The 14,929-nt window shown below is 63.4% G+C and carries 16 protein-coding genes; 3 read left to right on the top strand and 13 right to left on the bottom strand.

Going from position 1 to position 14,929, the window contains the following annotated elements; genetic code table 11:
- Positions 1-227: 227 nt before the first annotated feature.
- On the top strand, positions 228-761 hold the full coding sequence (locus HP499_RS11400) for a hypothetical protein (RefSeq protein WP_172324183.1): 534 nt from the start codon (positions 228-230) through the stop codon (positions 759-761).
- Positions 762-843: 82 nt separating this feature from the next.
- Here HP499_RS11400 and HP499_RS11395 read toward each other — a convergent pair whose 3' ends face one another.
- The 7 genes from HP499_RS11395 to HP499_RS11365 are packed head-to-tail and all read right to left on the bottom strand — an operon-like array spanning position 844 to position 9,017.
- A complete protein-coding gene (locus tag HP499_RS11395) occupies positions 844-1,248 on the bottom strand; it encodes a thioesterase family protein (RefSeq protein WP_172324182.1) in 405 nt (134 codons plus the stop codon).
- 8 nt (positions 1,249-1,256) lie between these two features.
- Positions 1,257-2,615 (bottom strand): aromatic acid/H+ symport family MFS transporter, encoded by a 1,359-nt coding sequence (locus tag HP499_RS11390; protein ID WP_172324181.1) that lies wholly within the window; start codon positions 2,613-2,615, stop codon positions 1,257-1,259.
- Between the two features lie 2 nt (positions 2,616-2,617).
- Positions 2,618-5,008, bottom strand: coding sequence for a bifunctional salicylyl-CoA 5-hydroxylase/oxidoreductase (locus HP499_RS11385; RefSeq protein WP_172324180.1), 2,391 nt, complete (start codon positions 5,006-5,008; stop codon positions 2,618-2,620).
- 14 nt (positions 5,009-5,022) lie between these two features.
- The gene (locus HP499_RS11380) at positions 5,023-6,717 is read right to left on the bottom strand and encodes an AMP-binding protein (protein ID WP_172324179.1); all 1,695 of its coding nucleotides are present in this window, start codon (positions 6,715-6,717) and stop codon (positions 5,023-5,025) included.
- Positions 6,718-6,775: 58 nt separating this feature from the next.
- Positions 6,776-7,648, bottom strand: a complete 873-nt coding sequence (locus HP499_RS11375) for an acyl-CoA thioesterase II (RefSeq protein ID WP_172324178.1) — start codon at positions 7,646-7,648, stop codon at positions 6,776-6,778.
- 3 nt (positions 7,649-7,651) lie between these two features.
- Positions 7,652-8,134: a cupin domain-containing protein gene (locus HP499_RS11370; protein ID WP_026541145.1), complete on the bottom strand. Its 483-nt coding sequence runs from the start codon at positions 8,132-8,134 to the stop codon at positions 7,652-7,654.
- 28 nt (positions 8,135-8,162) lie between these two features.
- Complete coding sequence (locus HP499_RS11365; RefSeq protein ID WP_172324177.1) at positions 8,163-9,017, bottom strand: fumarylacetoacetate hydrolase family protein; 855 nt, start codon at positions 9,015-9,017, stop codon at positions 8,163-8,165.
- Between the two features lie 134 nt (positions 9,018-9,151).
- Between HP499_RS11365 and HP499_RS11360 the strand changes: the two genes are divergently transcribed.
- Both HP499_RS11360 and HP499_RS11355 read left to right on the top strand, forming a co-directional pair.
- Positions 9,152-9,550, top strand: a complete 399-nt coding sequence (locus HP499_RS11360) for a RidA family protein (protein ID WP_024818696.1) — start codon at positions 9,152-9,154, stop codon at positions 9,548-9,550.
- 94 nt (positions 9,551-9,644) lie between these two features.
- Positions 9,645-9,989, top strand: coding sequence for an iron chaperone (locus tag HP499_RS11355; protein ID WP_172324176.1), 345 nt, complete (start codon positions 9,645-9,647; stop codon positions 9,987-9,989).
- A 4-nt stretch (positions 9,990-9,993) separates the two neighbouring features.
- Here HP499_RS11355 and HP499_RS11350 read toward each other — a convergent pair whose 3' ends face one another.
- The 6 genes from HP499_RS11350 to HP499_RS11325 all read right to left on the bottom strand — a co-directional run bounded on the left by HP499_RS11350 (position 9,994) and on the right by HP499_RS11325 (position 14,920).
- Positions 9,994-10,797, bottom strand: coding sequence for an IclR family transcriptional regulator C-terminal domain-containing protein (locus HP499_RS11350; RefSeq protein WP_172324175.1), 804 nt, complete (start codon positions 10,795-10,797; stop codon positions 9,994-9,996).
- Positions 10,798-10,991: 194 nt separating this feature from the next.
- Positions 10,992-11,660 (bottom strand): 3-oxoacid CoA-transferase subunit B, encoded by a 669-nt coding sequence (locus HP499_RS11345; RefSeq protein ID WP_026547713.1) that lies wholly within the window; start codon positions 11,658-11,660, stop codon positions 10,992-10,994.
- A gap of 2 nt (positions 11,661-11,662) precedes the next feature.
- Positions 11,663-12,346 (bottom strand): 3-oxoacid CoA-transferase subunit A, encoded by a 684-nt coding sequence (locus HP499_RS11340; protein ID WP_172324174.1) that lies wholly within the window; start codon positions 12,344-12,346, stop codon positions 11,663-11,665.
- A 14-nt stretch (positions 12,347-12,360) separates the two neighbouring features.
- Entirely contained in the window at positions 12,361-13,575 is a 1,215-nt protein-coding gene (locus HP499_RS11335; RefSeq protein WP_172324173.1) for a thiolase family protein, read from the bottom strand.
- A 98-nt stretch (positions 13,576-13,673) separates the two neighbouring features.
- The gene (gene pcaC / locus HP499_RS11330) at positions 13,674-14,120 is read right to left on the bottom strand and encodes a 4-carboxymuconolactone decarboxylase (protein WP_026541137.1); all 447 of its coding nucleotides are present in this window, start codon (positions 14,118-14,120) and stop codon (positions 13,674-13,676) included.
- Positions 14,117-14,920 (bottom strand): alpha/beta fold hydrolase, encoded by an 804-nt coding sequence (locus tag HP499_RS11325; RefSeq protein WP_172324172.1) that lies wholly within the window; start codon positions 14,918-14,920, stop codon positions 14,117-14,119. The genes pcaC and HP499_RS11325 overlap by 4 nt, the downstream gene beginning before the upstream one ends.
- Positions 14,921-14,929 lie beyond the last annotated feature (9 nt).

The following is a 14,929-nucleotide window of genomic DNA, read 5'->3' as shown; positions in this document are numbered from 1 at the left end:
ATTATGCACGCAGAAATCGCGTAGAGCTGCTCCACCCGCCAAGCGTAACCGTGGGTGCCACCGTATCGGCGAACCTGACATGAACGTCAACGGAACCATCGCCCAAACCCCAAAGACCCGCTCCAGCTAGCCGCATCTTAGTAAGCATGCTTACTATAGAAGCACGCTGTTTAGAGGCTGACATCGCCTCGAAAGGTCCTTTCCGTATCAACGATAGGAAGCACATCATGGCAGGAAATCTCGTAGCCCGCTCCATTCATGACCTCACAGCCGCGGCCTGGTTCGGCGGCTCGCTGATGGGGGCCATCGGACTGAACGGCGCGGCAGCTGAAGCCAAAGATCCAACCGAGCGAACCCGACTTTCCAGCAAGGGCTGGGGCAAGTGGGCTCCGGTTCAGATAGCAGCTTTCGCCGGCCACCTGGCCTCGGATCTGGCCATCGCTTGGGAAAACAAGGGTCGGATCGCCAAGCAGGACAGCGTCGCCGCCAACACCATCTACAAGACAGTGGTGACGTTGGCCGGAGCTGCCGTCACCCTGTACGCCGGTGTTGTGGGCAAGAAGGTTGATGAGCTCTCGGAGGAAGGCGCCGAGGGTGCCACCGAACCGCGCGCCGGGGCATCGGATGAATTGAAGGCCGCCCAAACGCAGCTGAAAGCACTCCAGTGGGCCATCCCGGCCTTCGCAGCCTGGGTGATCATCCTGGGGGCCAAGCACGGTGAGATGCAGCGGCCCAAGAACATCCTTAAGGGCCTGCGCTAAACCGACCCACCCCTGACGCCGAGACGGCAGTTAACACCAATCCCCCCACCAACATTGGTCTTATCTGCCGTCTCGTGGGCGTTTAGGACTCTTGCACAGCCCCGACGGCCCGGATCAGATGCTCCGGCCACGGCTGGGCAGCCGTCCCGCCGTTGGGAACGTGCACCGTGGTGACCGTCCCATACGCGGCGACGTCACCGGCGTCGGACGTTACATCGAAAGCCATGGTCAGCGAGGTCCGGCCGAGCGCCTGAATCTTCACCGTGGCGGTGATGCGCTGGCCGAACCACAGCTTGGCCTTGTAGTTGATCACTTGCTGTACCCGCGGAGCATTCGGAAAATAGTCCGGCAACTCCAGGCTGCGGAAGAGTTCAGCTTCCGCAGCCTCAACCCACCGCAGGATTGCCGAGTTGTGCTGGTGTCCGGAGGCGTCGGTATCCACCCATTCCACCGTTCGCTCGACGCTCGCCTCCGGAAACCTGTCCACGATCACGCCTAACGGGCGCTGACGGTTGCGTCGTCGGGGTCAACGTCGACGGCGGCGACGGGCACCTCGGGTTGTGGCTTGGGAATCATCGCCACTGCTCCGGCGGCGAGCACTGCGATGCCTGCGAAGATCGCAAAGTTAGCCTCGAAAGGCAACTTGGAGCCGGCGATCCACCCACCGATCAACGGTCCGGAGATGGCACCCAGCCGGGCGAAGCTCAAGGCCCAGCCCGTCGCCGTACCGCGGACCTTGGCCGGGTAGTAGTCGGCGATGTAACCGGTCAGGACCAGCGATGTGGAGATGGAACCGACACCCGCGAATGCCACGAACAGCAGGTTGACCACCATGGTGTTGGGGAAAACCAGCAGCATGATGCCCAGGCCACCCAGGATGTAGAACACCACCAGGATGAGCTTCTTGCCGTATTTGTCAGCAGCACGGCCCAGGAGCAGGCCGCCGATTGCGGATGCGAGGCTGAAGACCAGGAGGAACGTCAAGGAAGAGCCGAGATCGTAGCCGGCCTTCTTCATGATGCTCGGCAGCCAGGTGTTCAGGCCGTAGACCAGGACCAAACCGCAGAAAAGCGAGATCCAGAAGAACACAGTGGAGCGCAGGTACTTACGGGAGAACATGGTGGTGATGGTTTTCCACCACGGGTCTGCTTGGACGCCAGCAGCAGGAGCCACGGGAACAACAGGCTTGTAGTTGGCGATGTTCAGCTTGGCAGCCAAGGCCTTGGCCTCGGACTTCCGGCCCTTTGTCTCCAGGAATTCCAAGGATTCAGGCAGGAACTTCCAGATGATGGGAATCAGGACCACCGGTGCTGCACCGATCGCAACAACCGCACGCCAGCCGCCCATGGGCAGGACGAACAAGGCGGCGAGGGCGGCTGCCACGATGCCCAGCGAATAGCCGGAATACATGAGGCCGTAGTTGTACGAGCGCTTGTTCGGGGCCGAGTATTCGATGGTCAGGGCCGCTGCCACCGGAATGACACCGCCCATGCCCAAGCCGCCGATCAGCCGGAACAGGCCGAAGAGCTCCGGCGTCGGAGCCCACGCAGCGCCTGCCTGGGTGAGCGTAAAGATTGCCATGGAAGCCAGGAGCATCTTCTTGCGGCCCACAAGGTCACTGAGCGTACCGATGAACAATGCTCCGATAAGCATGCCGATCAGGGCATATGAGCCGAGGCCTCCGAGGGCGAGCGGGCTAAGGTTCCATTCCTTGTATTCGGCGAGGGCGGGAAGGATGGCTCCCAGGACGCCGACGTCGTAACCTTCTGCGAGGATCGCGAGCCAGCAGCAGAACAACACCAGGCCGGTGGTCTTCTTGGGGACGTTCCAGTCGTTGACGGGTGCAGTTGCCATGGCTACTTCACCAGCACAGATGCCGTGGCGGACTCGGGAGTCCAGCGCAGGTGGGTATTGACCTCTTCAATATCTGCTTCCTTGAGCAGCGACAAGCGGGGACGAACGGCGTCAGTACGCGAGCTCGGTGGCTTACGACGACCAGCGCGGAACTGCGGAATCCACTCGGCACCGGGGCCTTGGTACTCCTGTTCGGCGGCAGCGTGCAGCGTCCACTGGGGATCGTAAAGGTGGGTACGGCCCAAGGCGATCAGGTCAGCCCGGCCCGCGAGGAGGATCGAGTTCACGTCGTCGTAGGTGGAGATGGCACCGACGGCGATCACCGCCACGCCTGCCGGAGCGGCGACTTCCTGACGAATGCGGTCCGCGAACGGCGTCTGGTAGCTGCGGCCGAAGGCGGGCTTTTCTTCCTTGGCCACCTGGCCGGTGGAAACATCCAGTCCGGCAGCGCCATGCTCAACAAACGCCCGGGCTATTGCCACGGAATCGTCGGAGGTGTTGCCGCCCTCGATCCAGTCGGTGGCGGAGATGCGTACCGTCACAGGCTTGCCGACAGGCCAAGCCGCGCGAACGGCGTCGAACACTTCCAGCGGGAACCGCAGCCGGTTCTCCAAGCTGCCACCGTACTCGTCGGTCCGCTTGTTGGACACCGGCGAGAGGAAGGAGGAGAGCAGGTAGCCGTGGGCGGCGTGGATTTCCAGGAGGTCGAAGCCGGCCTCATCCGCACGGACAGCGGAAGCGACGAACTCAGCCTTGATGGCATCCATCCCCGCGCGGTCCAGCTCCACAGGGGTCTGGTTTTCGGGGCTGTACGGCAGTGCAGAAGGGCCGACGGCGGTCCAGTTGCCGGACTCGAGCGGCTGGTCGATGCCCTCCCACATGAGCTTGGTGGAGCCCTTGCGGCCTGAGTGACCCAGCTGGGCGCCGATCTTGGCAGTGGAACGGCCGTGAACGAAGTCCACGATCTCCTTCCAACTGTCCCGCTGTTCGTCCGTGTACAGGCCGCTGCAACCCGGGGTGATCCGGCCGGTCTCGGAGACACAGACCATCTCGGTCATGACCAAACCGGCGCCGCCCAGGGCCTTGGAACCGAGGTGGACCTTGTGGAAGTCACCGGGAATGCCATCCGTGGCGGAGTACATATCCATCGGGGACACCACGATCCGGTTCTTCAGCTCCAGCCCACCGATACGGAAGGGCTGGAACATTGCCGGAGCAACCTCTGAGCGTCCCTGTGAGGAAGCGAAGCCGCGATCCACGGCCTCCGCGAACTCGGGATCACGCAGGCGCAGGTTCTCCTGGGTGATGCGGCGGCTGCGGGTGAGCAGGTTGAACGCAAACTGGGTGGGGTCCTGATCCTTGTACTGCCCGATCCGCTCGAACCACTCAAGAGACGCCTGGGCTGCGCGCTGCGTGGACGCCACAACCGGCCGGCGCTCGGCCTCGTAGGCTGCCAGGGCGGACTCGACGTCTGCGTGCTCGTGCAGGCAAGCGGCCAGCGCCAACGAGTCTTCCATGGCCAGCTTGGTGCCGGAACCGATGGAGAAGTGGGCCGTGTGGGCTGCGTCGCCCAGCAGGACCACGTTGTTGTGGCGCCAGTTCTCGTTCCGGACCGTGGTGAAGTTGATCCACTTGGAGTTGTTGGTGAGGACCTCGTAGCCGTTCAGTTCCTCGGCGAAGATCTCACGGATCTTGGCGATTGCCTTCTCATCCGAGACCCCGGGCGGGAAGACCTCGTTGGCGGTCTCATCGAAGCCGGCAGCGTGCCACACGTCCTGGTGCATTTCCACGATAAACGTGGAGCCCTCATCCGAGTACGGGTAACCGTGGATCTGCATGACGCCCCACTCGGTTTCCTTCACGAAGAACTTGAAGGCCTCGAATACCTGGTCCGTGCCGAGCCACATGAACTTGTTGGTCCGCATGTCCAGGTTCGGCTTGAACGAGCCAGCGTATTTGGCGCGGATCTGGGAATTGATGCCGTCCGCAGCAAGAACAAGATCGTAATTGGCTTCGAGTTCCTCAACAGCCGGGGCCAGGGTGCTGAAACGCACGTCCACGTTCAGTTCGATGCAGCGGCGCTGGAGCAGTTCCAGCAGTTCCTTGCGGCTCATGGCAGCGAAGCCTTGGCCGCCCACCGTCATCATCTCGCTACGGAAGTGGATGTCGATATCGGACCAACGGGCAAAGCGGCGGCTCATGTATTCCGCCACCACCGGGTCAGCATTACCGATGCCGCCCAGCGTCTCATCGGAAAATACGACGCCGAAACCAAAGGTATCGCTGGCAGCGTTGCGTTCCCAGAGGGTGATGTCGTGTGACGGATCCAGCTGCTTCATCAGTGCTGCGAAGTAGAGGCCGCCGGGGCCGCCTCCAACAATTGCGATTTTCATGGTGTTGCTCCTTCTCAGGCCTGGCTCTGGCCGGCAGGGGTAAGTTGTTCGGTCTGGCTCGCGTTGGTGGTGGCATCCTCAGCGAGGACCTTGTCGCGGAGCTTGAAATGCTGGAGCTTGCCGCTGGGATTGCGCGGAAGTTCGGTAACGAAGCGGACGTCCCGCGGGTACTTGTACGGGGCGATGGTTTGCTTGACGAAGTCCTGGATTTCCTTGCGTTTGGCGGCGTCGCCGGTGACGCCTTCACGCAGGACGATGAACGCGCAGACGATGCTTCCGCGCTCCTCGTCAGGGACTCCGATCACGGCGTTTTCCACGACGTCAGGGTGCTGGTCAATGGCCGTTTCAACCTCTGGCGCACCGATGTTGTACCCGGATGAGACGATCATGTTGTCCGAGCGCGCCTGGTACGTGAAGTACCCGTCGGCGTCCATGCCGAACGTATCGCCCGTGACGTTCCAGCCCTGGACCACGTAGTTCGCTTGGCGGGCATCGTCCAGGTAGCGGCATCCGGTGGGACCTATGACGGCCAGGCGTCCGATGTTCCCGGGGCCTAGCTCGTTGCCGTCCTCGTCCAGGATGGTGGCCCGGAATCCCGGAACAGCGCGTCCTGTGGTCCCGGGCCGGATGTCGTCCCCGGCAGCGGAGATGAAGACGTGCAGCATCTCCGTGGCACCGATGCCGTTGACCAACCGCAAACCCGTCGCCTCATGCACTGCTTCCCAGGTTTCCTTGGAGAGGTGCTCACCTGCGGAGACTGCGATGCGAAGGCCACGGAGGAGATCGCCGCGCTTCTCTTTCAGGATGGCCCTGTATGCGGTGGGCGCGGTGAAGAGGATGGTGGCCCCTGCCGCGGCCGCGTTTTCCGCGAGTTCCACGGGGCCGGCCTTCTCCGTCAGGAGTGAGGACGCGCCGAATCGGAGCGGGAAGACCACCAGTCCGCCCAGGCCAAACGTGAAGGCCAGCGGCGGCGAACCGGCGAAGACGTCGTCCGACGTGGGCTGCAGGATGTGCCGGGCGAAGGTGTCCGCGTTGGCCAGGATGTCCCGGTGGAAGTGCATGGTCACCTTGGGCACTCCGGTGGTGCCCGACGTCGGGCCCAGCAGGGCAACGTCGTCCGCTGAGGTATCCACAGCCGTGAACATGCCGCTCTTATGCCCGCAGCGGGAGGTGAGGTCGCCGTCGTCGTCGAATCCGTTGCCGGCGCCGTACGTGAGGACCTGTACCGCGTCCCCGGCAGCGACCTTGAGCTCATCCACAAACCGGTGATCGGAGATGGCCACCACCGGCTTGGTGAGGGCGATCAGGGTGGAGACCTCGGTGGAGCGCAGCATGGGCATGGTGGTGACCACCACGGCTCCCGCTTTCAGCACACCGAGCCAGGCAGCAACGATCCAGGGGTTGTTCGGCCCGCGCAGCAACACGCGGTTTCCCGGCACAACACCAAGGTCTTCGGTGAGGACCTGGGCCACCTGGTTGGAACGCTGCTGGAGCTGACCATAGGTCCAGACCGAGCCGTCAGGGGTCCACAGGGCGGGGCGGTCTGCGCCGTACTGTTCGACAGCGTCGTCGATCAGTACCGCAGCAGCGTTGAGGCGTTCCGGGTAGTGGAGTTCAGGGAGGGTGAATTCAAGCGCAGGCCAGGTATCGGCGGGCGGCAGGTGGTCGCGGGTGAACGTGTCCACGTGGGCCGATGGCATCATGCTCATGGCCGTTCCTTTCAGTGGTGCGTCGTTGAAGCTGATGGTTGGGGAGGTGGAAAGCTATCTAGGCGCCGGCCCGGATCATGCCCTCTTGGGCGACTGTGGCGAGGAGTCGTCCTTGGCGGTCAAAGAAGCGGCCCATGGCCAGGCCCCTGTTGCTTTGAGCGGAAATGGCGTCCTGGGCGTAGAGCACCCATTCGTCGGCCCGACCGTCGCGGTGGAACCACATGGAGTGGTCCAGGCTGGCGGTGGCGAGTCCGGGGCTGGACCAATTGAGCCCGTTAACGCGGAGCAATGGCTCCAAAATCGTGTAATCGCAGACGTAGGCGAGAGCGGCGCGGTGGAGGTCGACGTCGTCGGGTAGGGCATCAAACGCTTTGACCCAGATGGCTTGTTGAGGCACCGCACCGCCCTCAAGATCGATGTATACCGGTCCGGGAATATGCCGCATATCGAAGCTTCGCCCCGTGGACCAATAGTCTGCCGCCGCGCCCTCGACCCCGTCCAGTGCTTCAGCTGCCGTCCGCAGCGATTCAGGCTCGACGGCGGCAGGGGCCTCCGGCTGGAAGTCCGGTCCCTCTTCGGGAACCTGGAAGGAACCCATGGCGGCATAGACGGGTTTGCCGTTCTGGAAACCGCGAACCGTGCGGGTGGAGTACCCGCGGCCGTCCCGCAAATGTTCCACTTCGTACCGGACGCTGGAACCGATATCCACTGGACGCATGAAGTAGCTGTGCATCGAATGCAGGATCCGGTCGGCACCCACCGAGCGCATCATGGCCGCTGCGGCCTGCGCCACCATGTCTCCACCGTAGGCTTTTGGCCAAGGCACGTACTGGGTGGTTGCTTCATACGCTTCATCGAATACTTCGGCCGTTACGGGCGTGAGCTCCATGGCCTTGAGGAAGGTCTCCGATGTCAGGGTTCCAGTGATCATGGCTTAGGCCCGGCGGTAGTCGGCGAGGGTTTCGTCTGCGACATCCTCGAGGTTGACCACGAGGTTCTCCGGCGTGCGGGCCGTCAGCCATACGAGTTCTTCGGTGACGGACATGTTGGCCTCAACGTGGGGCATGAACGGCGGTACGAAAACCCAGTCGCCGGCCTTCATGTCAAGGAACTCGGAGTAGTTCTCGCCAAAGTAGATCCGGCCGTGGCCGCGAAGCACGTAGCCACCGGTTTCGGCCTCACCGTGGTGGTGCGGGAGCGAGCGGTAGCCGGGGGTGTTGGACACCTGGCCGAACCAGATCTTGGTTGCCGGGGTGTGCTGGATACTCACGCCGGAGACGCGTATGCAATCGCCGGACTGTGCCGTGTTGGTGTCTTCCGCGCCGGCACGGGTGACCACAGGGACCACCTTGCCGTCAGCTTGCGCGTAGATGGAGTTGTCGCCTTCGAGGACGTATTCAGTGGTGCTCTGGCTCATGGGGTTCTCCTTTGGTGTGGTGTGACGTTCAGGCGTTGGCTGGAACTGAGGCGTGGATTCGGAACTGGTTCTCCAACCGGCCGATCCCGTCGATTTCAGTGATGAGGACGTCGCCGTCGTTGAGGTAGCGCGGCGGGGTCATTCCCATCCCCACTCCCCCGGGCGTACCCGTGAGGACGAGGTCGCCGGGACGCAGGACGGTGAACTGCGAAATGTAGGACAGGAGCTGCGCCGGACCGAACACCAACGTGCTGGTATTCCCCTGCTGCACCAGCTCGCCGTTGACGTAGCCGCGGACCTCGAACTCGTGACCGGATTCGTCCGCCGTGACCAAGACCGGGCCCACGGGGGTGGTGCCGTCCCAGGCCTTGCCCTGGAACCACTGCAATGTCCGGCTCTGCCAGTCGCGCATGGAAACGTCGTTGGCGACTGTGTAGCCGGCGATTGCCTCGCGGGCCTCGTCTTCGTCCGCCCGGTACAGCTCAGTTCCGACGACGACGGCCAGCTCGGCTTCCCAGTCGACGCGGCCGCTGCCCTGGACTTCTACGGCGTCATTGGCTCCTACGAGCGTGTCCGCGTACTTGGCAAACAGCGTGGGGTACTCGGGCAGTTCCCGGCCCATTTCCTGGATGTGGTCTCCGTAATTCAGTCCGCAGCAGATGACTTTCCCTGCGCGGGGAAGGAGCGGCGCCAGGTCGGCTTCACCGGCTGCGATGACTTTCTGCTCCTTGGATGCTGCGGCCTCTTTCACCACGTTCCGCCACTCCGGCAGGGCCAACAGGGCCCCGACGTCAGTAGCGGGCAGCGTGAGGTAGGAGTCGGCGCCCGTGGCGAGTGCCGCCGTCGTACCTCCGTTGGCCGTGCGCAAGGTGGCAAGTTTCATTGCGGTTCCCTTCGAGTTTTGTGATGTGTCGACTTTTTTACGATCGTCACATATGCTCAACGTAGCACGGCGGAAATGATCTGCACAGAGGCTTTCCAAAAGTTTTTGCAGTTGCCACAACGAGGAGGAACAGCATGAGCCACACAACGATCAACCCGGAATCGCTGCCCAAGCCATCGGGCTTTGCGCATGGCATCCTGGCCGGCAATACCGTTTTCCTGGGCGGGCAGACTGCCTTGGACAAGAACATGAACATCGTTCCCGGCGGCATCGTGGAGCAGTTCACGCAGGCGTTCTCCAACGTCATCACCACCCTGCGCGAGGCCGGCGGACAGCCTGAAGACCTGGTCAACGTCACCATCTACCTCACTGACGTGGACGACTACATGGCCAACGGCCGCGAAATCGGACGCATCTGGCGTGAAATGGCCGGCTCGCAGTATCCGGCGATGGCCGGCATCGGCGTCACACGGCTGTGGCAGAAGGAAGCCCTAATCGAAATCCAGGGCATCGCGGTGATTCCCGAGCGCTAAATCTCTGGAGTTTTTGTACAGATACCGCCCCTAAAACCGCTTCTAAAGGTCATTAGCTGTACAAAAACTCCTGTGTATGGCGCAGGATTGGGCCATGGGAACCGTCACCGAATATCTTGAGGGCGTCACCGAGGCCAACCGAGCGATCCTGGAGCGGATTGTGGGAATCGCCCGCGAGCTCGCACCCGACGCCGAAGAAGGCGTCAGTTACGGAATGCCCGCGCTGCTGGTTGACGGCAAGGGCTTCCTCAGCGTGCAGGAAACCAAGAAACACCTGGCCCTGTACCCGTTCAGCGGGCAGATCCTGCCGGAGATGTCGGAGGAGCTTGGCGGCTATTCGTGGTCGCCGGGGACGTTGCGGTTCTCAGCCGACAACCCCGTGCCGGACTCGATGGTGCGGCGGATCCTGGAGACGCGGCTGGCGTCGATTCGGAAGTAGCCGGTTAGTGCTTCGCCGACACGTCCTGCGAGATCGCCTTGGCTGTGGCCACCACTTCGGCCCGGACAGAATCCAGGTACTTCTCCGGGTCCGGCTGGGCTGCGACCGCCTGTGCTTGAAGGGACACGTTGATCGCAGCCACGTTGTCGCCGTTGTTGTGGTTCCACACCGGAGCCGCGATGGACATCAGCCCGATCTCCAGCTCCTGGTCCAGCAAGCACCAGCCTTGCGCACGGACATGCTCGACGGCGGCCCTCAAGTCGGGCACGCTGGCCACGGTTCGCGGCGTGAGCGGGGTGAGTTCCGCCGTCGAGAGGTATGCCTCCAGCTTGGCCTGCGGCAATCCGGCCAGCAGCACTCGGCCCATGGAGGTGGCGTACGCCGGGAAGCGGGTGCCGACGGTGATACCGACGTTCATGATCCGGCGGGTGGCGACGCGGGCAACGTAGAAGATATCCGGGCCGTCGAGGACCGCGGCGGACGTCGACTCCCCCAGTTTCAGGCTCAGTTGCTCCAGGTGCGGCTGGGCGAGCTGGGGCAGGGAAAGCGCGGAGAGATACGAGTAACCAAGCTGCAGCACCTTGGCCGTGAGCGCGAACGTCTTGCCATCAGTGCGGACGTAGCCGAGCTCAACCAGGGTGTGCAGGAACCTCCGGGCAGTTGCGCGGGTCAGGTCCGTGCGGGCTGCGACTTCGCTGAGCGTCATCACCGGGTTGTTTGCGTCGAAGGCCCTGATCACAGCGAGACCCCGGGCCAGCGACTGGACGTACTGGTCGCTGGCCTGCGGGGTAACTGTGGAGTCGGTCATGGTTACCAATCCTAGATTGCGTTGCGGCGCGCCCAACTTGCGGGGCCGACTCTGCGCCCCAAACCCGGGATCACGCACGCAGAGCGGGCCTCACAACGCGGGGCGCCCAACTTGCGGGGCCTACTCTGCGCCCCAAACCCGGGATCACGCACGCAAAGCGGGCCTCACAACGAGGGGCGCCCAGCTTGCGGGGCCTACTCTGCCTTCTTCAACGGCAAGGGTACGAGCTCCTGGATTTCCTCGAAGGTGCAACCGAAAGTCTCGCGGACGGTGACGCCGTCGGGCCCTGTCAGGAAAACAGCCTTGTCCGTGTACACGCGGGTGACGCAGCCGACGCCAGTGAGCGGGTAGGTGCACTGCTCCACGAGCTTGGACACGCCCTCGCGCGTCAGCAAAGTCATCATCACAAACACGTCCTTGGCCCCCGTGGCCAGGTCCATGGCACCTCCGACGGCGGGGATGGCGTCCGGTGCGCCGGTGTGCCAGTTGGCGAGGTCACCCGTCGCGGAAACCTGGAAGGCGCCGAGCACACAGATGTCCAGATGCCCGCCGCGCATGATCGCGAACGAGTCGGCGTGGTGGAAGTACGAGGCCCCGGGCAATTCCGTGACGGGGATCTTCCCTGCATTGATCAAGTCACCATCGACGTCATCCCCAACAGCGGCCGGGCCCATTCCGAGCATCCCGTTCTCCGTGTGGAGCGTGATGTTCTGTTCCTCGGTAAGGTAGTTGGACACGAGTGTTGGCTGGCCGATGCCCAGGTTCACGAAGGATCCGGGGACGATGTCGCGGGCCACCAGCTGGGCGAGTTCGTCGCGGCCCAGGGGCTTTTCGGAGGTCTGGAGGCTGGTTTGGGTGCTCATGATCAGGCCACCTGTTCTGCGCTGGAACCGCCGACGCGGACCACGCTGTTGACGTAAATACCGGGTGTCACCACGTTTTCCGGATCCAGGGAACCGGTAGGCACGATCTCCGATACCTGCACGATGGTGTGCTTGGCAGCGGCAGCCATGATGGGCCCGAAGTTCCGGGCGGTCTTGCGGTACACGAGGTTGCCCTTGGTGTCGGCCTTGAGTGCTTTGATCAGGGCAACATCGGCGTGGATCGGCGTTTCGAAGACCTGCCACTTTCCGTCCAGCAGCCTGGTTTCCTTGCCCTCGGCCAGCGTAGTGCCGTAGCCGGTGGGCGTAAAGAAGCCGCCAATTCCAGCGCCCGCGGCACGGATCCGCTCGGCCAGGTTGCCCTGCGGGACCAGCTCCAGCTCGATCTCGCCGGCGTGGTACTTGGCATCGAAGTGCCAGGAATCGGACTGCCGTGGGAAGGAGCAGATCATCTTGCGGACCCGGCCTTCCTTGATCAGCAGCGCCAGGCCCTGATCGCCCTGGCCGGCGTTGTTGTTCACCACCGTGAGGTCCTTGGCGCCGCAATCCATGAGGGCATCGATCAGTTCGAAGGGCTGCCCGGCGTTGCCGAACCCGCCGATCATCACCGTGGAGCCGTCCTTGATGCCGGCGACAGCCTCGCCAACAGTGTCAATGAAATTCAGCATGACTCAACCCCTTCTTATGCCGATGCGCCGGCAGTGACGTTCTCCAACACAACCGCCAGACCCTGGCCCACGCCGATGCAGATTGCCGCAACGCCCCAACGCTGCCCGGACGCCTGCAGGGAACGGGCGAGCGTACCGAGAATACGGGTACCGGAGGCACCGAGCGGGTGACCCATCGCGATCGCACCGCCGTGCTGGTTCACGATTGCGGGATCGATCCCCCACGCGTCAACGCACGCCAGCGATTGCGCGGCAAACGCTTCGTTAAGTTCGACGGCGCCAACTTGGTCCCAGCCGATGCCCGCCTTTGCGAGGGCCTTGTTTGCGGCCTCCACCGGGGCGAACCCGAAGAACTGGGGATCGTTGCCGTGCGCGCCGCGGCCGGCGATGCGGGCCAGCGGCTCCATGCCCAGCAGCCCAGAAGCAGCCTCCGAACCGATCCATGCAGCCGAAGCACCATCAGACAACGGCGAGGCATTCCCGGCGGTGACCGTACCGCCGTCGGGCCCGTCAGCCTCGGGACGGAACACGGTCTTCAATCCGCCCAGCTTCTCCGCCGATGAACCTGCTCGGATGCCCTCGTCGCGGACCAGGTCCGTGCCTGGAACCTGCGACACCAAAGAATCGTAGAAGCCTTCGTTCCACGCAGCATCGGCCAGATTATGTGAATCCGCCGCAAAAGCATCCTGGCGTTCCCGGGTGATGCCGTACTTCTCCCGCAGGCGCTCGGTGGCCTCGCCCAGGGAGATGGTCCAGTCCTTGTTCATGGCCGGGTTCACCAAACGCCAGCCCAACGTGGTGGAAGCGAGCGTCAGGTCACCGGCCGGGTACGGTTTGGAGGTCTTCGGGAGGACCCACGGCGCACGGGACATGGATTCGGCGCCGCCCACGAGCATGAGGTCGGCGTCGCAGGCGTTGATCTGGCGCGAAGCGATGATCGCTGCATCCAAGGAAGATCCACACAGACGGTTGACCGTGGTCCCCGGAATGGAGACCGGGAGCCCGGCCAGCAGCGTGGCCATGCGGGCAACGTTGCGGTTTTCCTCGCCGGCACCGTTGGCGTTGCCGAACACCACCTCGTCGATCCTCTCGACATCCAGCCCGGGAGCACGCCTGACCGACTCGCGGACAACGTGGGCGGCAAGGTCATCGGGGCGGACAGCAGCAAGGCCGGAGCCGAACTTGCCGAAGGGCGTGCGCACGGCGTCGTACACAAAAGCCTGATTCATGGTTTTCCTTTGTTCTCTTTCCCAACTGAGTAACAGCAAACGTCGCTATGAGCCCCCAATGGGACGTTTGCTGTTACCTAGTTGGGTGGCGGTGGGGACTAGTTGGGTTCGTTGGCGTCGATCTCGGCGAATACTTTCTGGGCCGTCTTGAACGCCGAATTGGCTGACGGCACGCTGCAATAGATGGCGGTCTGCAGCAGGATTTCCTTGATCTCGTCCCTGCTCAGGCCGTTGTTGAGGGCTGCCCTGATGTGCATGGCGAGCTCCTCCCAGTGACCGTGCGCCACCAGTGCCGTGAGGGTGACGGCGGAGCGCATTTGCCGGCTCAGGCCCGGCCGCGTCCAGATGCCACCCCAGGCGATCCTGGTGATCATGTCCTGGTAATCCTCGGTAAAGGAGTCCTTGCCGGCGTTGGCCCGGTCCACGTGGGCATCGCCCAGTACTTCGCGGCGGACCACCATTCCGGCGTCGTACAGGTCCTGGATGGTGGAGTCAGGCTGGACGGCACCATTTCGTTCGAAATTGTCCGGGGACACAGTGCTCACAGTCCGTTCTCCTTCATGAAGGTGCGCATCACGTCGGCCACTGCAGCAGGCGCCTCCGCAGGGGCGAGGTGGGCGACGCCGTCGAGCACTACAACCTCAGCGGTACCGCCGCCGGCGTTGATGCCCGCGGCAACAGCTTCGGCCATCGACGGCGGTGCTACTGAATCCTCGACGCCGGCGATCACCTGCGTGGGGACGGTGATGCTGCCGAGCTGCTCACGGACGTCGAACGCGGCGAGGGCCTCACAGCAGAACGCGTAGCCGAAGCGGTCGGCGTCGCTGAGGGCGTGCAGCAGGCGGCTGCTGATGTCCGGTTGGCGATCCATGAAACCCGGGCCAAACCAGCGTTCCGCCGAACCCTGGATCATCACCGGAGTCCCTAGTTTGCGAACGGTTTCGGCACGTTCCAGCCAGCCTTCCGGCGTGCCCAGCTTGGCGCCGCTGCACTGGACGGACAGGCTGCGGAGCCGGTCGGCGTGCTTGATGCCAAGCTGCAACCCCGTGGCCCCGCCCAGTGAGACGCCCGCGTAATGGAAGCTCGCACCCGGCAAAACCGAGTCAACAAGATCGACGACGGCGTCCGCCAGTTCCGCGACATCGAAACCTTCCGTGACGGTGGGCGAGATGCCGTGGCCAGGGAGGTCCCAGCCGATGACGTCGTACTCGTCGCCCAGGAGTGCCGCGGTTTCGGTCCAAAGAATGGTGGAGGTACCCAACGACGGACCTACCACCAAGAGCGGCTTGGTTCCGAGTTCGCGCTGCGGGGAGAGCAGCACGGCCTTGACGATTGGTTTAGCCACGAGCGGCTC

Source organism: Paenarthrobacter sp. CM16 (assembly GCF_013179505.1).
Lineage (GTDB): Bacteria > Actinomycetota > Actinomycetes > Actinomycetales > Micrococcaceae > Arthrobacter.
The sequence above is the reverse complement of the archived record's forward strand: the minus strand, read 5'-3'. Positions and strand labels throughout refer to the sequence as shown.